22 protein-coding genes are annotated in these 24238 nt (G+C 35.3%); 17 read left to right on the top strand and 5 right to left on the bottom strand.

Features of this window, described 5'->3' with window-relative positions:
• The first annotated feature begins 101 nt into the window (after positions 1-101).
• The 13 genes from MKY26_RS15455 to MKY26_RS15395 all read left to right on the top strand — a co-directional run bounded on the left by MKY26_RS15455 (position 102) and on the right by MKY26_RS15395 (position 14986).
• Entirely contained in the window at positions 102-1922 is a 1821-nt protein-coding gene (locus MKY26_RS15455; protein ID WP_341098067.1) for a polysaccharide biosynthesis protein, read from the top strand.
• A gap of 16 nt (positions 1923-1938) precedes the next feature.
• Positions 1939-2823, top strand: a complete 885-nt coding sequence (galU, locus tag MKY26_RS15450) for a UTP--glucose-1-phosphate uridylyltransferase GalU (protein WP_289434812.1) — start codon at positions 1939-1941, stop codon at positions 2821-2823.
• A gap of 264 nt (positions 2824-3087) precedes the next feature.
• Positions 3088-3711, top strand: a complete 624-nt coding sequence (locus MKY26_RS15445; protein ID WP_341098066.1) for a sugar transferase — start codon at positions 3088-3090, stop codon at positions 3709-3711.
• Positions 3712-4563 (top strand): NAD-dependent epimerase/dehydratase family protein, encoded by an 852-nt coding sequence (locus MKY26_RS15440; RefSeq protein ID WP_341098065.1) that lies wholly within the window; start codon positions 3712-3714, stop codon positions 4561-4563.
• A gap of 10 nt (positions 4564-4573) precedes the next feature.
• Positions 4574-5407, top strand: a complete 834-nt coding sequence (locus MKY26_RS15435) for a glycosyltransferase (RefSeq protein ID WP_341098064.1) — start codon at positions 4574-4576, stop codon at positions 5405-5407.
• A gap of 17 nt (positions 5408-5424) precedes the next feature.
• Positions 5425-6327 (top strand): ATP-grasp fold amidoligase family protein, encoded by a 903-nt coding sequence (locus MKY26_RS15430; protein WP_341098063.1) that lies wholly within the window; start codon positions 5425-5427, stop codon positions 6325-6327.
• Positions 6328-6381: 54 nt separating this feature from the next.
• Complete coding sequence (locus MKY26_RS15425) at positions 6382-7503, top strand: glycosyltransferase (protein ID WP_341098062.1); 1122 nt, start codon at positions 6382-6384, stop codon at positions 7501-7503.
• A complete protein-coding gene (locus MKY26_RS15420; protein WP_341098061.1) occupies positions 7487-8344 on the top strand; it encodes an ATP-grasp fold amidoligase family protein in 858 nt (285 codons plus the stop codon). Before MKY26_RS15425 ends, MKY26_RS15420 begins: the two co-directional genes overlap by 17 nt.
• A gap of 105 nt (positions 8345-8449) precedes the next feature.
• Entirely contained in the window at positions 8450-9571 is a 1122-nt protein-coding gene (locus MKY26_RS15415) for a glycosyltransferase (RefSeq protein ID WP_341098060.1), read from the top strand.
• The gene (locus tag MKY26_RS15410; RefSeq protein ID WP_341098059.1) at positions 9571-11046 is read left to right on the top strand and encodes an O-antigen polymerase; all 1476 of its coding nucleotides are present in this window, start codon (positions 9571-9573) and stop codon (positions 11044-11046) included. Before MKY26_RS15415 ends, MKY26_RS15410 begins: the two co-directional genes overlap by 1 nt.
• Positions 11024-12535 (top strand): lipopolysaccharide biosynthesis protein, encoded by a 1512-nt coding sequence (locus MKY26_RS15405; RefSeq protein WP_341098058.1) that lies wholly within the window; start codon positions 11024-11026, stop codon positions 12533-12535. Before MKY26_RS15410 ends, MKY26_RS15405 begins: the two co-directional genes overlap by 23 nt.
• 65 nt (positions 12536-12600) lie before the next feature.
• Entirely contained in the window at positions 12601-13971 is a 1371-nt protein-coding gene (locus MKY26_RS15400) for a UDP-glucose dehydrogenase family protein (RefSeq protein WP_341098057.1), read from the top strand.
• Positions 13952-14986, top strand: coding sequence for an SDR family NAD(P)-dependent oxidoreductase (locus MKY26_RS15395; protein ID WP_341098056.1), 1035 nt, complete (start codon positions 13952-13954; stop codon positions 14984-14986). The genes MKY26_RS15400 and MKY26_RS15395 overlap by 20 nt, the downstream gene beginning before the upstream one ends.
• Before the next feature lie 195 nt (positions 14987-15181).
• On the opposite strand, the gene MKY26_RS15390 is transcribed toward MKY26_RS15395, so the two are convergent.
• From MKY26_RS15390 to MKY26_RS15380, 3 genes are all read right to left on the bottom strand, one after another.
• A complete protein-coding gene (locus tag MKY26_RS15390) occupies positions 15182-15502 on the bottom strand; it encodes a DUF4387 domain-containing protein (RefSeq protein ID WP_095371666.1) in 321 nt (106 codons plus the stop codon).
• Positions 15503-15522: 20 nt separating this feature from the next.
• A complete protein-coding gene (locus MKY26_RS15385) occupies positions 15523-16905 on the bottom strand; it encodes an acyclic terpene utilization AtuA family protein (protein WP_341098054.1) in 1383 nt (460 codons plus the stop codon).
• Between the two features lie 129 nt (positions 16906-17034).
• The gene (locus MKY26_RS15380; protein WP_095371668.1) at positions 17035-17778 is read right to left on the bottom strand and encodes a GntR family transcriptional regulator; all 744 of its coding nucleotides are present in this window, start codon (positions 17776-17778) and stop codon (positions 17035-17037) included.
• Between the two features lie 181 nt (positions 17779-17959).
• Here MKY26_RS15380 and MKY26_RS15375 point away from each other — a divergent pair, with 181 nt between their 5' ends.
• Together MKY26_RS15375 and MKY26_RS15370 are read left to right on the top strand one after the other, a co-directional pair.
• Positions 17960-19321, top strand: a complete 1362-nt coding sequence (locus tag MKY26_RS15375) for a TRAP transporter large permease subunit (RefSeq protein WP_233435189.1) — start codon at positions 17960-17962, stop codon at positions 19319-19321.
• Positions 19322-19331: 10 nt separating this feature from the next.
• Positions 19332-19601: a hypothetical protein gene (locus tag MKY26_RS15370; protein WP_095371670.1), complete on the top strand. Its 270-nt coding sequence runs from the start codon at positions 19332-19334 to the stop codon at positions 19599-19601.
• 371 nt (positions 19602-19972) lie between these two features.
• Here MKY26_RS15370 and MKY26_RS15365 read toward each other — a convergent pair whose 3' ends face one another.
• A complete protein-coding gene (locus MKY26_RS15365) occupies positions 19973-20659 on the bottom strand; it encodes an ArsR/SmtB family transcription factor (protein WP_341098052.1) in 687 nt (228 codons plus the stop codon).
• A gap of 118 nt (positions 20660-20777) precedes the next feature.
• Between MKY26_RS15365 and MKY26_RS15360 the strand changes: the two genes are divergently transcribed.
• On the top strand, positions 20778-21683 hold the full coding sequence (locus tag MKY26_RS15360; RefSeq protein ID WP_322909786.1) for a DMT family transporter: 906 nt from the start codon (positions 20778-20780) through the stop codon (positions 21681-21683).
• A 44-nt stretch (positions 21684-21727) separates the two neighbouring features.
• Here MKY26_RS15360 and MKY26_RS15355 read toward each other — a convergent pair whose 3' ends face one another.
• Positions 21728-22552 carry a hypothetical protein gene (locus tag MKY26_RS15355; protein WP_328198256.1) on the bottom strand — a complete coding sequence of 275 codons (825 nt, stop codon included), beginning with the start codon at positions 22550-22552 and terminating at the stop codon, positions 21728-21730.
• 384 nt (positions 22553-22936) lie between these two features.
• On the opposite strand from MKY26_RS15355, the gene MKY26_RS15350 reads away from it, so the two are divergent.
• On the top strand, positions 22937-24142 hold the full coding sequence (locus MKY26_RS15350) for an acyl-CoA dehydrogenase family protein (protein ID WP_341098051.1): 1206 nt from the start codon (positions 22937-22939) through the stop codon (positions 24140-24142).
• The last annotated feature ends 96 nt before the right edge of the window (positions 24143-24238 follow it).

Here is a 24238-nt window from a genome sequence, read left to right as displayed (position 1 = left end):
CTTTTACCTTATTAAGAACGGTGTTCACTGATAAATGATTTACATAATAAGTAGGCCCGATCCTAAAGGAAGAAATCATTTAGGTAAGAGGGAGATGGCTAATGACTTATCAAAAAAGGATGACTTTTTGGGTGGCACTTGATTCCATTATTGTGCTATCAGCTATATATATAAGTTATTTTACTTTGCATCCTAGTTTGCAGTTATTAAGTTCTAAATTATTACTCGTAACGTCTATTAGCCTGCTCGTGAGTCATCACGTATTTGCTTTTATTTATAAGTTATATGATAAAGCTTGGGAGTACGCTAGTATCGGAGAGCTACTTGCTATTGTCAGAGCAGTAACCTTCTCCATCGTCGTTACGATTATTCTTCAACAACTGCTAGTAGGTCATGTGGGCTATCGTGCCATGATTATGACTTGGATGTTACATGTCCTCCTGATTGGTGGATCAAGATTTTCTTGGCGTATTTATCGTGATCGATACATTAAGCCACAAAACCAAATGGAACGAGCACTAATTATTGGCGCAGGTGCTGCTGGTACAATGCTTGTTAAACAATTAAAGAATCACCCAGAAACCGGAATATTGCCGGTTGCCTTTATCGATGACAATCGAACGAAATATAAGCTGCAAATACATAATGTGCCTGTCGTTGGTCAGTCTCATCAAATCATCGAAAAGGTAGACACCTTGCTGATTGATAAGATCATAATCGCAATCCCTTCTTTAAAAAAAGAAGAAATGCAAATAATCTTTGATGCGTGTGCACAAACGAGTGCCAAAACCGTTATTATGCCAAGAATTGAAGACATTATGGTAGGTAATCTATCCGTTAATCAATTCCGTGATGTACAAGTGGAGGATTTACTTGGCAGAGATCCAGTGCAATTAGATATGGAGAGCATTTCAAAAAAAATAACCAATAAAGTCGTGCTCGTTACGGGTGCAGGTGGTTCCATTGGCTCTGAAGTATCAAGGCAAATATGTAAATTTTCACCAAGTAAAATTCTTCTCCTCGGTCACGGGGAAAACTCGATTTACCAGATTGATATCGAGCTAAGAAAAATGTATGAACAAACAATCGAAATCGTACCGATCATTGCTGATATTCAAGACCGTGATCGCATATTTGAAATCATGGATATACATCAACCTGACGTCGTTTATCATGCAGCTGCACATAAACATGTGCCACTAATGGAATTCAATCCAAAAGAGGCAGTAAAAAATAATATTCTAGGGACGAGAAATGTAGCTGAAGCAGCCGATACTTTTTCCGTAGGCACATTTGTTATGATTTCTTCCGATAAGGCAGTGAATCCAACAAATGTCATGGGCTCAACTAAACGAATTGCCGAGATGATTGTCCAGCAACTCGACCGACAAAGTGATACGAAATTTGTTGCTGTACGATTTGGTAATGTTCTTGGTAGCCGAGGCAGTGTCATTCCATTATTTAAGAAGCAAATTCAACAAGGTGGTCCCGTAACAGTGACACACCCTGATATGACTCGTTACTTTATGACGATTCCTGAAGCATCAAGATTGGTTTTGCAAGCAGGTTCGTTAGCGAAGGGCGGAGAAATCTTCGTTCTTGATATGGGACAACCGGTAAAAATTGTAGACCTTGCCAAAAATTTAATCCAACTATCCGGATATAATATTGAGGATATAGGGATCCGTTATACAGGAATCCGCCCTGGTGAAAAAATGTATGAAGAACTACTAGGCGAGAAAGAAGTGCATGATGAGGCCGTTTTCCCAAAAATCTTCATTGGCAAAGCCATCTTAGAACAAGAGAACGAAATTCAATATCTAATCAGTGAATTTACAAAAATGAACCAGCAAGAAATCAGCGAGTTTGTCGTGAATCTAGCTAATCGTAGAAAGAATAAAATGTTATCTCTAGTCGAATAAATGAGGAGTGGTAGAAATGAAAAAAGTAAAAAAAGCGATTATCCCTGCAGCAGGCTTAGGAACAAGATTTCTACCTGTCACAAAAGCGATGCCAAAAGAAATGCTACCAATTGTTGATAAACCAACGATTCAATACATCGTCGAAGAAGCGGTAGCATCAGGTATTGAAGATATCATTATTGTCACAGGAAAAGGAAAAAGAGCAATCGAGGATCACTTCGACCATTCCTATGAACTAGAAGAAAACTTGTTACAGAAGCAAAAATTCGACTTGCTCGAAAAAGTGAAAGAACCATCAAAAGTCGATATTCACTATATTCGCCAAAAAGAACCGAAAGGGCTAGGACATGCTGTTTGGTGTGCCCGCAAATTCATCGGCGACGAACCATTTGCCGTCCTTCTTGGTGACGATATTGTTGAAGCAGAAACACCATGTCTGAAACAGCTCATCAATGAATACGATCAAACCCTTTCCTCCATCATCGGTGTGCAAACTGTCCCAATGGAAGAAACGCATCGTTATGGCATTATTGACCCAGCGATACAAAGCAATCGTCGCTACCAAGTTAATCACTTTGTTGAAAAACCAGCAGAAGGAACGGCTCCTTCTAATCTAGCAATCATGGGAAGATACGTGCTCACGCCAGAAATCTTCCTGTTCCTTGAAAAACAACAACGAGGAGCAGGCGGTGAAATCCAACTAACCGACGCCATCCAGGAATTAAATCAAATCCAACGCGTCTTCGCCTACGACTTCGAAGGCAGGCGCCATGACGTCGGCGAAAAACTCGGATTCATCAAAACAACAATCGAAATGGCACTCAAAAACAAAGCACTACAACCAGAACTATTAACCTTCCTAGACGAAATAATAAACGAACACAAAAACAGCACTATATAATAGTAGATTCTCGGATTTTTTAAATAAAAAACGATCAAAGAAACGAAAAGGTGATGTCTTCTAACCTTTATCAATGAAGGCACTCGGTTATGCTGTGGGTTTTGGATAGACCTTAGACACTTGGTTGTCGGTAGTGTGGTGTGAGGTGGGGTTGGATGCCCTGTTATCATTTTGATTTGGTGGATTAGTAGTTGGTTGGAATTCAAGTTTTATTGAATCCAGTCAAGTCCTAAATTACTAACTATCTTAAGGAGTATTGCCCAAATGTATATGAAGATTAAAAGGTTGATAGATATTATTCTTTCCTTCGTTGCAATAATAGTTTTAACCCCGTTATTTTTATTTCTTATCATTGCCATTAAATTAGATTCAAGAGGGCCAGTATTATTCAAACAAAAACGTATAGGAATAAATAAGACTTATTTTAATATTTTGAAATTCCGTACAATGCGAATTGATACACCCAAAGACACACCAACTCATTTGTTAGGGAAACCAGATCAATATATTACTAAAGTAGGTAAGTTCTTAAGAAAAACTTCACTAGATGAACTACCACAGATTTGGAATATCTTAATTGGACAGATGAGTATAATTGGACCACGACCGGCACTCTGGAATCAATATGATTTGATAGCTGAAAGGGATAAATATGGTGCAAATGATGTTCTCCCTGGACTGACTGGTTGGGCTCAAATTAATGGTAGAGATGAACTTCTAATTGAAATAAAGGCACAATTAGATGGTGAATATGTTGAAAATATAAGTATTTCAATGGATGCTAAGTGCCTCTTTGGTACAGTTGTTAGCGTTGTTAAAAGTGACGGTGTTGTTGAAGGTGGAACTGGAACTAAAAAAAAAGTTTCTAGTAAGGGAGAGTACTTATAAATGAAAAAAATATTGATAACCGGTAAGAATAGTTACGTTGGTACTAACTTAGCAAAGTGGTTAACCGTTTATCCTGATAAGTATTCTATAGAGTTTATTAGCTTAAGAAACAAAGAATGGGAAAAGAAAGACTTTTCTAGATATGATGTTGTAATTCATGTAGCTGGGATAGCGCATGTATCATCGGCTGAAAAAATGAAAAGTATTTATTATATGGTTAATAGAGATCTTACAATTAAAACCGCCAAGAAAGCTCAATCTGATGGAGTAAAGCATTTCATTTTTATGAGTAGTATTATTGTATATGGTAGTGATCATAAAGTAATGATAAATAAGAAAACAGTACCTAGACCAAGCAATTTTTATGGAAATAGCAAGTTACAGGCTGAGGAGGGAATAAAACTTTTAGAAAATCAGAATTTTACAGTTGCAATTATTAGATCCCCAATGATTTATGGAAAAGGATCAAAAGGAAATTACCTTAAGCTGTCAAAAGTGGCTAAGACGTTACCTATTTTTCCTGATATAGAAAATCAAAGAAGTATGTTGCATATTGATAACCTTTGCGAGTTTCTAAAGCTTATTATAGATCATGAAGAGAGTGGTGTTTTTTTTCCACAAAATAGAGAATATGTTAAAACTAGCGAAATGGTTGAGTTGATAGCAGGGGCTAATGGTAAGAAAATTAGAATGACAAAGGTGTTTAATCCAATTCTGAATATTGTGATTTCTAGGTTAGGGATTTTTAATAAAGTTTTTGGTAATTTAATTTATGAACAAAGTATGAGCGAATATAAAGAAAAGTATCAAATAAGGAGTTTGCAAGAATCCATTAGAAGAACTGAGGAGTAGGGGATAATCTATGGAAAAAATATATAGTGTATTAATGTCAGTTTATTATAAAGAGAATCCAGATTATTTCATAGCTAGTTTAAAAAGTATAGTGAATCAAACACTTAAACCAGATCAAATAGTAATTGTAAAAGATGGTAAATTAACAGAAAAACTAGATCAGGTGATTGAAGAATTTGTTAGAAAAGAACCCGAATTATTTTATATTGTATCACTTGATAAAAATGTAGGTTTAGGGAGAGCGCTTGATGAAGGTTTAAAATACTGTAAGAATGAATTAGTAGCTAGAATGGATAGTGATGATATTTCACTACCTGATAGATGTGGTATTCAAGTTGAGTTTTTTGAGAAAAATCCAGATATAAGTATTGTTGGATCAATGATAGATGAATTCTATGATGAACCAGATAATATAGTCTCTTCAAGGGTAGTACCCACAAAACATGAGGATATAGTCAAGTTTATTAGGCGGAGAAGTCCATTCAACCATCCTACAGTTATGTTCAAAAAATCTGAAGTAATTCGTTGTGGAGGATATGGTTATCTTAGAAGAAAACAAGATTTAGACTTGTTCTCTAGGATGATCAATAACAATTGTAAGGGAGCAAATATAAATACATCCCTTTTGCTTTTTCGATCGAATCAAAATAATTTTAGAAGAAGAAAAAGTTGGTCCTATTGTAAAAGTTATATTGATGTTGAATATGTTATTTGGAAGAGAGGAGACTGTAGCTTAATAGACTTTATAATTGTTTCGCTTGGCCAACTTATTATGTTCCTATCTCCAATGTGGGTACTAAAGATACTTTCTAATAGATTTCTCAGAGAATCAATAAAAAATTGAAGATACGGAGAGGTACTATGAAGTTGAAAAAAATTGTGAACACCCCTTTTGTAAAAGGAAGTATGAGATATTTATTTAAGTATTTGTCGGATAAACAAGTCATAAATTTACAGTACAGAATCACATTAAATAGAAGACTTAATTTGAAAGAACCCAAAAGGTTTACTGAGAAAATACATTGGTATAAATTAAATTATCGAACTTCAATAATGACTCAATGTGCTGATAAATATAGAGTTAGAAGTTATATACAAGGAAAGGGATATGAGGAAATACTGGTAAAACTATATCAAGTTTGTGATTCTTATGAAGATATAGATTTTGCATCATTACCTGATTCATTTGTGATTAAATCTAATAAGGGGTCGGGTACAAATTTATTTATAAAAGATAAAAATAAATTAAATAAAAGTGTAATCGAAAAGACTATTAAACAATGGAAGACGGTTAATACTGTACTGATGGGAAGAGAGTGGGCGTATCAAAATATAAAAGATAAAATTGTGATAGAGGAGCTACTAGTTGATAATAGTAATAAAACTAGCGATATAAATGACTATAAATTTTTATGTTTTAACGGTAAAGTAGAGTATATTTGGGTAGATACAGATAGGCATGACGATCACAGAAGGAATTTTTATAATATCAATTGGGAAAAATTAAATGTCCAAAGTGATTGGCCCAATACAAATAATGAAATTTTAAAACCTGATGGTTTTGAATATATGGTGCAAATTGCGGAATCTATAGCAAAGGATTTCCCATTTGTTAGAGTTGATTTTTACTGGGTTAATGGGAAGGTATACTTTGGAGAAATAACCTTTTATCCTTGGAGTGGATGTGTAAAATTTGTACCTGACAGTTTTGATTATGAAATGGGAGACCTCTTTAAATTGCCCATACCAACAGTGATGAAATAACAAAAGAAATCTAAATAGGTTTCATAAACTTGAATACATAAGAAAGGCAAAATAATGAATATATTATATATAACGTATTTGTATGGTCTAAAATGGACTGGTCCAAATTACAGTGTACCTAGTCAAATTAATGCACAAGCAAAGTATGATAATGTGTTTTGGTATAACATTAACAACCTATATAAAGAAGAACAAAGTGAGGGTATCAAGTGTTATGATATTGATGATTTTCCTAATTTGAAAATTACTGAGTTACCAGACCCTTTTAATTCCCCAGATTTAGTAATTTTTGAGGGTTTGTATTTTTACTCTTATTGTAAAATTGCAAATGAATGTAGAAAGAAAGGAATTCCGTACATTATTATACCTAGAAGTTCACTAACTAGTTATGCTCAAAAGTCGAAATTTTTAAAAAAGAAAGTCGCAAACACTCTTTTTTTTAAAAATTTCATAAGAAAAGCTACTGCTATTCAGTATTTGACTAGTAAAGAGTATCGGGATTCAGGTGATAGTTGGAACAAGACACATTTTATAATACCAAATGGAATAAGTGGAAAAAGTAAAATAAGACAGTTTACTCGGAGGGAATTTTGTAAGGGTGTTTTTATAGGTAGACTTGATATATATCAGAAAGGGATAGATTTATTAATAGAAGCTTGTTCTAACCTGAAGGAGGAATTAGAAAAAGAGAATATTATAATTGAAATATATGGTCCAGATAAAGAGGGGAGTAAAAGTGAAATCAAGAAAATGATAGATGATAATAATCTTGGTTGCATTATTAATCTAAAAGAAGCAGTTTTTGATATTGAGAAGGAAGAAATATTACTGAATAGTGATTTTTTTATTTTAACTTCCCGATTTGAAGGCCATCCAATGGGGTTGATTGAGGCATTATCATTTGGTCTGCCTTGTTTGATAACAGAAGGAACAAACATGGCGGATGATGTTAAACAAGCAGATGCTGGATGGACTGCAGGAATTACTAGTGAAAGCTTAACTACTGAATTCAAGAATTTATTAAATGATAGAGGTGCTTTTGCTTCTAAGGGTAGAAATGCATTAAAACTCTCTAATCTATATAATTGGAATAAATTAGCGGATGATTCTAGCGATATTTATCACCAATTATTAAATAAAGTACAAGGGAAAAAAGACAATGAAAAATACTATTGAATTACTTAGTCATAAAATCCCAGATAGTTTATATTTAAATATTAAACATAAATATCATACCGGTGAGAAGCTAAACTTATCAAATCCAAAAACATTTAGTGAGAAAATTCATTGGCTTAAACTAAATCACCGCAAAAATTTATATTCGGAGTATTGTGATAAATTATTAGTTCGTTCACATATTAGTAAAGATCTTGGAGATGACTATCTCATACCCCTAATTGATGTTTATGAAAATATTGATCAGATTGATTGGGATAATCTCCCTGAAAAGTTTGTTCTCAAATGTACGCACGGCTCTGGGTGTAATATAATTTGCAATGATAAATCTAATTTTAATATTGCGGATGCTAAAAATAAACTTAAGAAATGGATGAGGAGGAATTGGTATTGGTACGGGAGAGAATGGCCTTATAAATTTATTGAACCAAAAATAATTCTTGAAAAGTATATGGTAGATAACATTGAGGATACAAGTTTGACCGATTATAAATTTTATTGTTTCGATGGTAGTCCAAAATATTGTCAGGTAATACGGGGAAGGCATTCGGATGAGACTATTGATTTTTACGATACAGAATGGAATCATATGGAGTTTACAGGTTTGAAAAAAACTGCTAAAAAAAGTAGTGGAATGCCAAAGCCTAACAATCATGCTGAGATGTTAGATGTATCCAGTAAACTCTCAGAAGGGATACCATTTGTAAGAGTAGATTTATATTCTATTCAAAGAAAAGTCTATTTTGGGGAGTTAACTTTTTTCCCACAAAGCGGATTTGGTGAATTTATTCCAAAAGAGTGGAACAAAAAAATTGGTGAACTAATAAAGTTGCCTAAATAAAAATTAAGATAAGATGTAGTCAGTTAATAAAATTATTACTAATAGGAGTAAAAAATTTTATAAATATTATTTTAATAATAATGGCATTTTATAGGGGAAATAGATATGAAAAAAAGAGTACTACAAGTTGGCTACAGAAGTTTAAATAATGGTGGTATTCAAGCTGTAATAATGAGTATTGTTAGAAATTTATATACTGATATAGATTTTGATATTCTGTTATTCTCAAACAAGAATGGTTATTATGATGAGGAATTTTTAAAATATGGGAAGATATACAGAATTCCGTGTGATAGAACCGGTAATAGGTTAAAAGATATTTTGGAGAATCTCACCAGACCTTTAAGGAGTTTTATTGGAACATATAAAATTTTAAAGAAAGGTAATTATGATGTAATTCATTGTCATAATGGTACCGAGAGTGGCATTATCCTTTTAGCTGCTAGAATTGCCGGTGTGCCTATAAGAGTTACGCACAGTCATAATACGGCATCTTCACAAAAGGTTAGTGAATTTTCGCAAATATATAAACGTTTAGTTAAAAGGCTTATTAAACGAAATTCTACTGTAAGGATTGGTTGTTCTAAAGCAGCAAACGATTTTCTTTATAGCAAAAATGATAATAAAGCTATTATTATAAATAATGCTATTGATCTAAATGAATTTAATCCTTCTAATTATTCTAGAGATAAAAAAGATAAATCTATAATAAAATTTATACATGTAGGAAGGTACTGTTATCAAAAGAATCAATCGTTTTTAATAGATGTTTTTAAAGAAATCCATAATAAAAACCACAATACTGAACTAAACTTAGTAGGCTTTGGGGAAGAACAAGAGATTATAAAAAAAGAAATAATGCAATCAGGGTTATCTAAAAGTGTGAAAATGTTACCGCATGATTCAAACTTGCCGAAACTTCTAGCACAATCTGATTATTTTATCTTTCCATCTAATTATGAAGGATTAGGGATTGTGCTAATAGAGGCACAAGCAATGCAAGTTAAATGCTTTGCTTCGAGTGCTGTTCCACCTGAGGCAAATTTAGGATTATGCACATATTATCCGTTAGATATCGGTTCAAAGGCGTGGGCATATAATATTCTAGAATATATTAGTAAAAACCATGGTAAAACCTATAAAGCTTCTAATAGTTTGTTGAGTTCATATAATATAAAAAAAATTGCATTACAATATAAAGATATTTATGAAAGGTTAGAACCATAGTGAATAAAGTTAGTAGTAAACAAGTAATTTTTTTATTAATCATATTTACTTTTTCTCTTGCTACAGCACTAACTATTATGATGGATTCTAGTAGACCTGATTATTATTCACTATTGCCACTTTTACCTTTATCTTTTTTGGGGGTTAATATATTGTGTGTAGGAATATTAAAGGGAATACCATCAAATATTGGATTAACTTTAATTATTTTCTTATATTTTTTCAGATTGGTGTTTATCCCCTTTTTTATGGTTTTAGGGGATTATCAGAGTTTGATTAAGTTTAATATTGAAGTGAACATGGATAAGGCCATCTATCTTTTGATATATGAGTTGATAGTTGTATATTTGGTTTTATATTTTGCATATGCAAGTAATAAAAATATTGGCGATAAAGAACGGATATTTAGCAAAAGGGCGATAAATTTTAGGCTATTTGGGTTCGTTTTATCAGGACTGATAATGTTTGTTTTATTTGTATGGATAGTAATTCCTGAATCACAACAAATCTATAAAACAATATTTGATATGGGAGATCCGAATTTTAGCTCTGGTTTTTACAATTATAGAACTGAGTTTACTGGTGGTCTAGAACGTGTTTTATTGACATTGTTTGTTTTAATAATGGACTTTGTAATAATATTTGTACCCGCGTATTTTATGGTTCAAATTAAGAAGAAGTTAAAAAGTAAAAAAAGAATAATAATATCAGTTCCCTTTATATTTATACCATTTTTATTTGTATCAGCGACAATAGCGCAATCAGTAATAACAGCATTTTTATTATTGTTGTTCCTGGGGAAATTATATACAGATAAAAGGAATAAAATATATTTTCTAAGTATTATTTTAGCTACTTTTTTTGTTGTGTTATACTTTATTGTTAGATTTAATACAGGTATGAGTAGATATGGTAATGAGAATTTGTTACATTATTTGTCAAGTGTGTTGATCTCATATTTTTCTGGAGTAGATTCAATAGCAGCTATTTTTAATTTGCCACAAACAACTCTAAAATGGGAATCATTATTTTTTAACATCTATGGAGCAATTCCATTCAACAATACCCTATTTGGGATGAAAGGAATTAATTTACAGAACCTTTTTAATCTAGCAAATGATTCTCACGGCCAAATACCTCCTACTATAGCTGCCGGAAAGTATTACTTCGGTTTTATATTTGCTCCTGTGTTTAGTGCAATTATTGCTTTTATATCTATTAAATATGGTTTTAAGGCACAAAATCAGCAGAATCTATGGAAATACATTTCTTACACATTTCTTTCTTTGGTAATGGCAATGGGCTTAGTTGTCTATAATGAAACAATTATCCTAAGATGGTTTACTAATTTGATTTTGCCAATGCTTTTTTTATCTTATTTATCTGATGATGATGAGTTTGACTTTATAAAAAATGATGATGAATTAAATTACCCAGGGAAGGTAGGGAATAATGAAATTAAGAAAGGTTGCTAAAAATGCTGGAGCTAGCTTTATAACTCAAATTGTGAATATAATAACAAATTTCATCCTTCCGCCTCTCTTAATAGCTACTTATGGTTCTCAAATAAATGGTCTAGTAACAACAATTAAACAATTAATGTCTTATATAAAACTTGTGGGCGCAGGAATATCGGTAGCTACTACACATTCTTTGTATAAACCAATTGCCAAGCAAGACCATAAAAAAACTAGTGGTATACTAAATGCGTCAAATAGTATGTTTACAAAAGCTGGGATATTGTTTTCTCTTATAGCTCTTATAGTATCATTTATTTATCCATTGTTTTTAAGTGAATCGCTAGATTATTATTTAATCGTAATGTTAATAATAGTTATGAGTATTGAAGGGGCATCTGAATTTTTCGTAGTGGGAAAATACAGATCGTTACTTTACGCAGATCAAAAATCATATATAACATCAATAGTTCAATCAATTGGTATAGTTTTGAGTTTTATTTTTGCATACGCGCTTATAAAAAATAATGTTAATATTGTTTTAGTTCAGCTTGCCTCATCCTTAGTATTTATTGTGAGGATTTTATTACTGTCAGCTTATGTTAATAGAAATTATAAATTCCTAGACTCTAAGACACCTCCTATCCAAACAGCCAATGAAAAGAGGAATGATGCATTTATTCATCAATTAAGTGGATTGGTGATTCTAAGTAGCCAAGTAATCGTGCTGTCAACATTTGCTGGACTTGATGTAGCAAGTATTTATGCGGTTTACAATGTTGTGTTTTCTGGTTTGTTTTCAATTTGTTCACAAACAATGAGTTCAGTTGCACCCTTTTTGGGAAGAACAATTGCACTAAATAATATTAATAAGCTAAAAAATGAGTTCAATAAAGTTGAATTTATATATAATATGGTTTTGTCATATATTTACTCTCTGTGTACTATATTAATTATTCCCTTTATATCTGTCTATGTTGGTGGAGTTTCCGATATAAATTATGTTGACTATGGTGTTGCATCACTTTTTGTGATGATTAGCTACTTTAATAATGTTAGGCTTCCGGCCCAATCATTGATAAATGTTGCGGGCCATTTTAAGGAGACGAGATCAAGAGCTATTATTGAAGCTATTGTTTGTATAGCGCTTCAATTAATTTTAGTTAATTCATTAGGAATTTATGGTGTTTTAATTGGAACAGCCGTTACACTTGGGTGGCGTTGTTTTGATATTATATTTTACTCAAACAAATATATTATAAAACAAAGAAATTTAACATCTATTTTTAGGGCAATAAAAATTCCTTGTATAGCAATAGTAGTACTTATAATAAATATTGAGTTTGTTCAATTTAATGTTTCAGGATATATGGAATGGGTTAATTGGGCAATTATATATTCATTTATATCAATTGCTATAATTCTAATAATCAATCTAGTTTTTGAAAGAAGACTTTTAATAGATATTTATAAACTGATTTTCCGTTTAATTTCAAAGAAGATATAATTATCTTTTATTAATAGTCATTATATTATTAAATAGTATGAATTTATAAGGCAGGTGTTATTAATATGTACAAAATAGCCGTAGCAGGCACCGGCTACGTAGGCCTAGTAGCCGGTGTTTGTTTTGCAGAAAAAGGTCATCAAGTAACTTGTGTAGATATTGATGAAGATAAGGTAGCTCTAATGGAATCAGGTATTTCCCCGATTTATGAGCAAGGGTTAGAGGAGCTAATGAGAGAAAATTATGCAGCAGGAAGAATTAAATATACGACTGATTATGCGTCTGCTTATAGAGAAGCGGACGCTATTTTTATAGGTGTGGGAACGCCTGAACAGCCGGATGGATCAGCGGATTTATCTCATATTGCCACAGTAGCTCGTCAAATTGCTGAATCTGTTGAGAAGGATTGTTTGGTCGTGGTTAAATCAACGGTTCCTGTGGGTACGAATGATAAGGTCGATCAATTTATCCAAGATTTTTTATTGAATGATGTGAGGGTAGAGGTGGCTTCTAATCCTGAGTTTTTGGCACAAGGTTCTGCTGTTAAGGATACGTTAGAAGCAGAGCGTATTATTATTGGTACAGAGACTCAATGGGCAAAAGAAATTTTAATGAGTATTTATGAACCGTTTCATTTACCAATTGTTCCAGTAAGTCGACGTTCGGCAGAAATGATTAAATATGCTTCCAATGATTTTCTTGCATTGAAGATTTCTTATATGAACGACATAGCTAATTTGTGTGAACTGGTAGGCGCTGATATCCAAGACGTCGCACAAGGGATGAGTTATGATGAGCGCATTGGTAATAGGTTCTTGAATGCTGGTATTGGATATGGTGGGTCTTGCTTTCCGAAAGACACAAAAGCCCTCTCCTATATTGCGCGGCAAAATGGATATGAATTAAAAACGGTAAAAGCAGCGATTGATGTGAATACTAAGCAAAAAACAATGCTATTTAAAAAGGCGAATAAACGTCTCATTACCTTTGATGGGTTAAAGGTTGCTGTGTTGGGACTAACTTTTAAACCAGGTACAGATGATTTACGGGAAGCTGCTTCTCTTGAAAATGTGCCATTATTATTGGAACGTGGGGCGGATATTTATGCGTTTGATCCAGTAGGTAGAGAGAATTTTGAAAAAGTACATCCAGAAGGTTCTTCTAAGAAGGGTCATATCCAATATGTCAACAAGGTTGAAGATGCATTAGTAGGGGCAAATGTTTGTTTTATCTTTACCGAATGGGGAGAGATTAAGGCAATCACACCAGAACAATATAACAAGTGGATGAAGACCCCATTGGTTTTTGATGGTAGAAATATTTATCAGACGGTCGATATGCAAAAAGCCGGTGTGGAATACCACTCCATAGGAAGACAAGCGACAACGAGAGAAGTAGTAAAGGAGAATTCCGACTATGAATTACAAGGGTCCTGATACCAATAAAACCTACCTTGTCACTGGGGCCGCTGGTTTTATTGGTTTTTATCTGTCTAAAAACCTTTTAGAAAAAGGTTGCAGGGTGATAGGCATCGATAACCTAAATGAATATTATGATGTGAATTTAAAATTAACTAGATTAGAAAAATTGAAGGCTCGTGAGCAGTTTACCTTTATAAAAGGTGATATTGCTGACAAAGACCTGGTAACTAATGTATTTAAGGAGTATACACCAGAGATTGTTGTAAACTTAGCGGCTCAAGCTGGTGTACGATACTCGATTGAGGATCCGGATGCTTATATACAAAGTAATATTATTGGTTTTTTTAATATAATAGAAGCTTGTAGGCACTATCCAGTAGAACATTTACTGTACGCGTCATCCAGTTCTGTCTATGGAGCAAATAAGAAAGTACCATTTGAAGAAACAGATTTCGTCGATCAACCGGTTTCTTTATATGCATCAACTAAAAAATCTAATGAACTTATGGCCCACACATATAGCCATCTTTACCAGATTCCAGCTACTGGATTAAGATTTTTTACAGTCTATGGACCAATGGGACGCCCGGATATGGCTTATTTTGGTTTTGCGAATAAACATTTTGCTGGGGATCCAATCCATATTTTCAACAATGCTGACTTTGACAATGACTTGTATAGGGATTTCACGTACATTGACGATATTATTGAAGGAATTGAGGGACTACTGTCTGTTCCACCACAGGGAGAAGTACAACATAAGATTTATAATATAGGAAACAACAAGCCGGAAAAGCTTATGACCTTTATTGAAACATTAGAAAAGTCTTTAAGCAATGCTTTAGAAGAAGAGATTATATTTGAGAAAAGTTTTGAACCATTAAAGCCAGGTGATGTACCTGCCACATATGCATCAACAGATCGTTTGCACGATGCTATAGGTTTTCGACCAAAAACATCAATAGCCGATGGGTTACAACGATTTGCTAATTGGTATGTTGAGTATTATAAAATAAAAGACCAAAGATAAGGAAATTTCCTTATCTTTGGTCTTACCAAACAATATTTCTGACGAAGGTATATTGAAGTAGGTTTGGCAATAAGGATTGAGTTTGTATTGAATTGTTTTAAATGAGAGAAAGTAACCTTGCTGACTGTTTCTGGAAGGATTAAGGAGTAAAAGAAAAAAGGAGGATTTCTCCTCTCTTTTTCTAAGTTTATATAATTACACCGGCACCTCCACCCCCAACAAAGGAGGATACTGCTGACACCCAAATATATCTCCTTCACCTGGACTACCACTCGGGGCGGTTCTGCTGATTGTAAATTTAATGGCGTAGGCAGGGTCAAACTCTACTAAATCAGTGATGCGATCTTTGTTGATATGGAAGAGTGCGGCAATGCTTTCTTTGTTTATGACACCGCTTTTTTTGACTAAATCATAGTTTTCTTGTTCTCGAAAAATAATGTCAAATGTGATGCGATCGGTTCCTGCGTTTTTACTTCGAATGGTCTTGGCTAATTCAGCTAAGGGTTTTGTGTTCATGTTATACTCACTCCTCCTCATTACACTTTAATGGTTTCTTGGATTGTTTCAATGTTTAGTTCGAAAAGGGACATAGGGTCTTTAACTGGTAACGTATGATTAATGGTCCATGAATAAGAAGCGGTGGAAGGAAGGACCTCGTCTACAATAAATGCAGCTGTACCAGCCGTTCCCTTTACTTCTGGTAAGCGTGCGTAGAAGATTTGTCTTGTGCCCATGAGTGTGATCGCTTCGGCTAGTTCTTTTGTGTCTGCGATCCCTTCGACTACAATGCCGAGTTCATGTGATTGAATATCTCGAATAGGTTCCATTTCACCCATCACCCCATTTTTGCCGAATATACGGTAGTTCAGATGATAGTTTGTAGTTGGGAATTCTTCTTTTACTTGTTCTTTGCTTAACTGTATGACTTTATCAATATGTTGAATGGTATAGGGATCACGAACTCCTGCTATGCCAATATATTTTTCACCGACTTTACCAGAGCCTTCTATTTTTATTTTTGTGTCTCCCTGAATAGGTATATATTTTTGTCCTGTAATTCTTGTTGTCTTTTCATCATATTGTTCGTACTTGCAATGGGTCATGTCAAGCATACCCCCGGCAAAGTATTCAAAATAAGGATTGGACCTCTCATACATTGCATGGCCCGCAACGCTAGCAATGGTACATTTTTGATGCGGTGCCATTGCAGTGACCTTTACATCATTATGTGTAATCGTACCAATTACACTTTCTTTCGCCCCGTAAGGTTCTGCACAAAATGATGCACATTCGAGAACTTTACCTAAATAATAGGCATGTTCCTCTGGGAATCCTTCAAAAATAGCTGGCGCTGCGAAAACAGCGCAATCGCTTGAGCGGCCACCAATAATAACATCTGCCCCCATTTCTAAAGCCTTTACATAAGGGTGGATGCCTGCTACCGCTACCGCCCTAGTTGTCTTTTCAACATCTACTTTTGTTAAATCCTCTCGATTATCTAAACCTTCAATTCTAGTACCTTCTTTGATTCTGTCAGCTAAATATACAGTGTCTACATCAGAGTAGAAATAGGCAATCTTGAAAGGTGGAAGTTGGTGTTCGTTAGCTAAATCCTTTATGATCTCTACATATAAATCTACTCTGCTTTTCGTACCGCAATCACCTGCAGAACCGACAATCATTGGTACATTTTGTTCACGTGAGGCGAGCAACATTAGTTCAAGATCATGCTTTTGCCATTGGTACATACTTACTGACCGGTCTGCACCTAAAGCTGCAGCTCCAATATCGTCGCTTCCTGAATCGCAACAATAATAATCAGGTTTTGTAGCAGCTGCAATATGAAAGCTCTCCTCTTTTGTTGGGGCAAATCCTAAATGTCCATTTGGACTAACAATTCTTAATTGTTCTTTTGTCATAAAAATTCCTCCTTGTGCAAAATTGTTATAACCACTTAATACAATATAATACACTGATAAAATTATTTGTCAATTCAGAATATAATCAACAAATAAAAAAAGCCAACAAAAAAGTTGGCTAGGGAGGTTTCACAGTTTTCTTTTTATAAAAAAGCGATATTGGTCACCGCGATAGTAGGCTTCCCTATATTCTAAAGGATAAGCATCTTTATACATGATAGAAGTTACTTGGAAAATGGGCCAACCTTCTTCAATTTGCATTGTAGATGCAAGTTCCTTATTTGCTGTATGAGCTTCAAATGTTTGTTCTAAGTGAGTCGGCTGATATGTATTTGTTAACGGATAGAGATCCAATGTTGAAAAAGGTTTACCTTGTGTTTCCATTGCTTGTGCATTTGGCATGATGGATTGACCGACAGGTATAGAAAAATAACTATTATAATAGACCATTGGTTGCTCATCACCGTATCCGATGAGTTGAAGATTACTTACATAATCGGTCGGTTGAAGATTAAGTATTTTAGCCATTTGGACAGAACTGAGTACTTGTTTGTTTGCTAATATTTTGGTTGAAGCAATAACCCCTTGTTGCTCTAACATTTGTTGAAAACTATTGATTTGCTCTAAAGGCTGTTGTAACTTGGTTTTTCGTGAAATAAAAGTGCCCACTCCATGTGTTCTATAAAGAATACCTTGGTCTTCCAATTGTTTAATAGCTTGACGAATGGTAATGCGGCTTACAGCAAAAAGTTCGCAAAGTTCCCTTTCGGAAGGGAGTTTTTTACCGGCCTGCCAAGTTTCTTCATTTACTTTTTCCTGAATAAGCTGTGCAACTTGTTCGTAGAGTGGTGTAGAACTATGACGATTAAGCATTTTTAACACCTTCCTGATCCAACTTAGTTTATGTGATTATAACATCTAAAGGGAAATAACTACCATATTTTAATAAGATTTAGAAACTTCTGAATACTTGTTGAAAAATTGAAAATACCTGCTATAATATCAAATAAATTGATATAACCACTTATGACAAATTGGGGAGAGAGGGATGTTAATGCCTGCTGCTTTATGGATACTATTAGCATTATTAGTCTTTGTAGCTGTATTTTTCGTGGTTTTCAAGCGACCTATGTATGAAATAATGGCTCTTACCTTTGTTTTTATCATTGCGATTACAGGACAGTGGAATAAGTTTTTAGAGTATTTATTGTACCCTTCCACAAGTAGTTTATTTTATGTGATTTTTGCCTTTATGGTTATTGCTGTACTTTTCGATGCAACAAATGTTGTTAATAGAATTGTGCAGATTATGATTTCCTTAGTTGGGAGATTTAGAGGAGGAGCAGGCTATGTTGCCTTATTAGGGAGTACATTTATGGCATCATTGTCGGGGACAGGTCCAGGTAATGTTGCAACAACCGGTGTGTTTACGATTCCAATGATGAAAAGGACAGGGTTTCCTCCGCATTTTGCAGCAACAACAGAGATGTCAGCAAGTATGTTAGGTAATATTATCCCTCCAGCTGGAATTATTGTTTTGACATATGGTGTGCTTGAAAAAGTTTCGCCTGGTAGTATCACATTAAGTGGATGGATGGTGGCAGCATATAGTATTGGTGTTTGGTTCTTCGTCCAAAGATGGTTAACGTTGTATGTGCTTTGTCGCGTTTATAAAGTACAGCCGATTCCTGCTACAGAAATTCCTTCATTCAGTAAAAGTTTAAAGTCAGGTTGGGCTACTTTATTTATTCCAATCATCATATTCCTCCCCCTTTTCTTAGATGCACAGGCAAAAGATTGGTTATTAGGTAGAATTGGGGAAAGTGGTAGTGGGGCCTATTCTAGTTCCGTATTAATGTTTACCCCTGGTTTAGCTGGAGCTTATGCTGTTTTTATCGGTAGAAAGTCGTTTGCTAAAAGAAAAGAATTTCTATCAAAAATGTTTTCAACTTTTTCAGGCTCACTTCAACAAGTAGTACCTATTGCGGTTACCATTTATTTTGCTTATGCTACTTCACAGGCTTTCTCTGGAATTGGTGCAGAAAAAGCAATTGAAGAATGGTTTGTCTCATTAGGTTTAAACATTACGCTCCTTATTATTATTATTCCAATATTCTTTATGGTTCTTGGAATGGTGTTACCTGGAACTGCGCAAGTAGCTATTCTTGGTGGTGCCGTAATTGCAGCCGCCAGTGCACTTGGAGGCGACCCTATTCTATTTGCAGCATTATTACCAGCTATGACAGGTGCGCTTGAGGGAATGACTCCTCCACTCGCATTAGGCATGTATGTGGCGATGGGGATAGCAAACTCTGATTTTACAAAAACGGTCAAACTCTCAGTAATATGGGTTATTCTTCATTTAATATTGTGTATGATCTTACTAACTGGCATACTACCAATCTTAGGGTTATAGGGGTGTTGATATGAGTCTATTTAAAAAGATATATGGAATGATTGCATTGATTACATTAACTTTGGGGTTCATTGTGGCAATCCTTTTTCTAATAGCTATTGTTATGGGTGGGAATCAGGGAGAATTAATAGCCAGTTTTGCTGGTGAAGTTATGAATTGGTGCATTAAGTTAGCGGCGATTGCAGTATTGTTCGGCATTATTGATATATATATACGAAAAGAACACTCATTAACGATGAAGAGTGAGGGGAAGAAGGAGGAGGAAAAGTTATATATGTAAGGTTTGATATGAAGCCTATAAGCAGAGCCAACAAACCATATGAGATTTTGTCTTTCTTACCTTGATAGTATAGTAGGAAAGGAATGTTCAATAATATTTTACAAGAGGCTGCCAACCAGCAGCCTCTTTCATTTTATTCTCCGCAACTGGTATTGTGATGTTTAGATGTTTACCGTAATTCTCTTTACAACTATCACTTTTTTTATTGCTGAAGCTGCGCTTAGTTGTATAAGTGATTAGTTATATAAAATGGGAGCTGTATTTGACAAATTTTTTCCTTATTTCCCGAGAAATGATTAATGATGTCGTAATTTGTTTAGAAGTTATTGTCTATTTAGAACATAATATGAGAAATAGTACTTGAAAAGAAGTCATATTGATAGTCCAAAAAATTCTTTAAAGCCAGATTTTCCCTCGCTAGTTATAACAATTTCCCTCGAGTTTTCTCTAGATTCTAACCACCCCAATTCGATATATCTTTCAAATAGACCATTCCCTAAAGCGCCGCCTAAATGGTGTGTACGTTCACTCCAGTCAAGACAAGCATGGCAGAAGGAGCGGCGTTTTCTAGATAGAGCAATTAAATCTATTCCTAATTCTTTGAAAAAGTGCTCGCCTTTTGTTGTTATGATGAACCTCTTATTGGATTTCTCAATATATCCTTCTTCTTGCATGATATTGGTTAAATTCACACTCAGACGTCCGGCTAAATGGTCGTAACAAGTTCGGGCGTTTTCTAATCTTTTTAGTTGGCTTGATTGTTTTAAAGAGCGAACTTCAGGTGGAGGGGAGATGGACATAAATATTTCTAGTGTGTTGGCCACTTCCTCGTTTGCTAAGCGGAAATAGCGAAATCGGCCATTTTTTTCACTGATTACGAGATTGTTTTCTACTAGTTTGGCAAGATGAAAGCTGGCTGTCTGGGGTTTAATGGTGGCCATATAAGCTAGTTCGCTTGCTGTATGGAATTTTCCATCCATTAAAGCTGCCAGTATAGTGGCTCTAGATTTTTCAGCAAGTAGCGCTGTTAGTGCCGTAAGATTCGGATGTATACTCATTTTTTTACACCTCTGTAATCCATACTTCGATAATTATCGTATGATATAGGTTTTATAATAATACGAAGAAAACCTATTTACAAGGTAGGTGGGAGTATTTATTGGGAGGATAGTATACATGAAGAAATTCAACTTTTTTACTTTAATTATGTTGACTACAGCACTAATGGGTTCGTCTTTTGCGATAGGGAAAATAGGGCTAGGTTACTCATCCCCTTTGTTATTGGCAGGTTTACGTTTTTTTCTAGCTGGTTTAATCATGATGGTGATTGTGTTGATACAGAAGAGGGAGCACCCTAGTAGCATGAAAAATTGGGGGAGAGTGCTATTAATAGGTTCTTTTCAAACAGCTGGGGTGATGGGATGCATATTTATCAGTTTAAGAACGATAACAGCAAGTGAATCTTCTATTTTAACTTTTATGAACCCGCTATTAGTCATCATTTTTGGCACTATTTTATTGGGTCACCGTTATAAATGGTATCAGTGGAGTGGTGTTGTCTTAGGTTTCGTAGGCGTAGGAATTACATTAGGGGGCATTAATGATTTTAGGATTGGTCTAGTGTTTGGCGCTTTTTCTGCTGTTTTTTGGGCTATTTCTACTTTATTAGTTAATCGCTGGAGTGAGCGTTTCGATACATGGGTGCTTTCTGCTTATCAGATGTTGTTTGGTGGCGGCATTCTCTTATTTTTTAGTAGCGTATTTGAAGAACCATTCTTTCATGTGACGAAGCATTCAGTGCTTATTTTGTTATGGCTAAGTATCATGTCCTCTATTGTGCAATTTGCGGTTTGGTATTTCCTTTTACAAAAAGGCAATCCAGGGAGGACGAGTTCCTATTTATTTTTAGCTCCATTCTTTGGTGTTTTGACTGGATACGTCTTGCTTGATGAACCTATTTCTTTTTCACTTTTAGTTGGGGGTTCATTTATTTTATTAGGCATCTATCTGGTAAATAATAGCTTCAAAAAAGAAGTTGTAGGCGAGACTCCTTTCGTACAAAATAAAACAAAAAGTGGATAATAGATAAACAAAGAGGTCGCCATCCTGAGGCGACCTTTATTCACTCATTCTCTGCAACTATACCCTGAAATATCACTACTACCAAATGCACCATACCGGCCAGATGGCCAAAATACGCCTTGTGTTTGCCCGTTTGCGTCGTGCCCTGTAATATGCATTAATAGTATTTGCCCGTCTGTTAATTGGATGATGCTCCATTTGTTTACACAGGCGGAACCTTTGCTTTGTAGAATGTTTTTGGCGGTTTGTGGATTTTTTAGTAGAGAGTGATATTTGTTGACGGTATAGTGTGATGGTGGTGCGGGTAAGGCAGGTGCTGTTGATCCTTCCTCACCAGCGTTTTCACCCGATTGTCCGTTGCCATTTGTCCCACTATTGCCTTCTGATTGCCCGTTTTGTCCGTTTGACTCGTTCGGTTGTGGGATGAGTTCGGTTAGGTCCTCTAAGCTTGGCATGCCGCCATTTGATCCAGACTCTCCCTGTCCAGGAAGGATGTCTTGTAAGTTTGGTAAACCTCCACCATTACTGTTGGATCCGTTTTGTCCTGGTAATAATTCTTGGAGGTTTGGCATGCCCCCTCCATTCCCATTTTGCCCTGGTAGGAAGTCAGCTGGATTGGGTATACCGCCACCATTATTTTGTCCGGGCATAAAGTTACCTAAGTTTGGCATGCCGCCACCGTTATTTGGTGAGCCTTGGCCAGGCATGAAATCATCTAAGTGTGGGGCACCGCCTGATGGGGGCCCATCTCCTCCTGAAAAGCCGCCAGCTCCAGGAAATCCTCCCGGTAAGCCGCGAACGTTATGGTTGTTATAGCTCTGAGGTTGATAATAAGGTTGTGGCCCGAACGGACCGTAATAATAATACATGTTGTGCCTCCTCATGCAAATCTCCGTATAGTGTCTAGATAATTTATGATGAAATTACCTATTTGTGAATGATTTTGCATCTGTATGAGGTATTTTAATGATATTACTATTTCCCTGTACTTTCTATAGTATGGAGGGCTATTTGTATAAGGGGTTGAATGGTTTGAAATAATGAATAATTCAATATTATCTAAAAATGATGTTGACATCTTTACTGTAACCGTATAAGATATGATTAATTTATTAAAAAGATCGGTTGCCGACTGGGACACTAGAGGCTCTCTACACAGCGTGTTAAAAGCTGTATGGGGAGTCTTTTTATTTTTTATAATTCCTACTAAATACATAAGAATAAATGGATTAAAACATTAAAGAGGAGTCGTGATGATGACAGAAAAAGAGCTAGTAACATCAGATGTAGCAATTGCAATAGATTCCTGTGATATGGAGGACCTGTTAACAGCTATTGCGCAAGATGCGAAAAAGAGAAGAAATGATGATAGTGATGCCAGACCTTTTTATGCGATGAGATTAATTAAAGAGAACAAAATAGGGGCATTGAGGGTACCTAAAGCGCTTGGCGGAGGCGGCATTCAATTGAAGGAATTAATGCAATTTGTCATCCGCTTGGCCGAAGCGGATCCAGATGTTGCTCATTTATTAAGGTCTCATTTCTCACACGTGGAACGGTTGATCCAGCTAGGGGACAAAACGAAACGCGAACAAGCGTTAGAGAAAATTGTCAATGGCGAGATCATCGGTAATGCTTATACGGAAATCTCAAAAAATGCGGCAGGCAGCTCAAAATTCGAAACCACCTTATCCGAAAACGGAGAGAATTTTCGATTAAACGGTACAAAGTATTTTTGCACTGGAACGATGTACGCTGATTGGGTTAGCGTCATGGCAGAAACGTCGGCAGGTAAAGTTGTCTCTGCTTTTATACCGACAGATAGAGAGGGCGTCATCATCAAGGATGATTGGGATGGATTTGGTCAAAAAGGCACAGGAAGTGGAACGACCATCTTCAAAGATGTCACGGTCTATCCTGAAGAAATTAAGGAATTTCAAGAAGATAAAAAATCATTTAATGCTTTTCTGCAACTGATTTTACAAGCCGTGATTGCTGGTATTGTCCGTAATGTGGTGACAGATGCAAAGGAATTGGTACATAAACGAAAACGAACATTTAGTTATGCACCGGCAGAACAACCGAAGGACGATCCATTGTTGCAACATAAAATCGGTGAGATTGCGAGTATTGCCTTTGCTGTAGAAGCAACGGTGCTAGCGGCTGCGGAGTCGTTAGAACTGGCGACGAATAGAACAGGTGATTACGAGCTTGACCATGATGCGTCTTTACGGGCAGCACAGGCAAAAGTAGTTGTGGATGAATTAGCCTTAAAGGCAGCGACCCTTCTTTTTGAGGTAGGAGGTGCATCAGCAACGAAACAGTCAGCCTATTTAGACCGCCATTGGCGCAATATCCGTACAATTTCTTCCCATAATCCAACTGTTTATAAAGCCCAAGCGATTGGTAGGTACATCATTAACGATGAAAAACTCCCAGTAGGGGTTGTTTATTTTTAATTACAACTAAAGTAAGCCGACTAGACTAACTAAAGGCAGACTTCTTCTATAGAGGGCTGTCTTTTTTGTTATATAAAGAATTGAGTTTGTAAGAGG

This window comes from Cytobacillus sp. FSL R7-0680, from assembly GCF_038009245.1.
Classification (GTDB): Bacteria; Bacillota; Bacilli; order Bacillales; family Cytobacillaceae; genus Cytobacillus; species Cytobacillus kochii.
The sequence above is the reverse complement of the archived record's forward strand: the minus strand, read 5'-3'. Positions and strand labels throughout refer to the sequence as shown.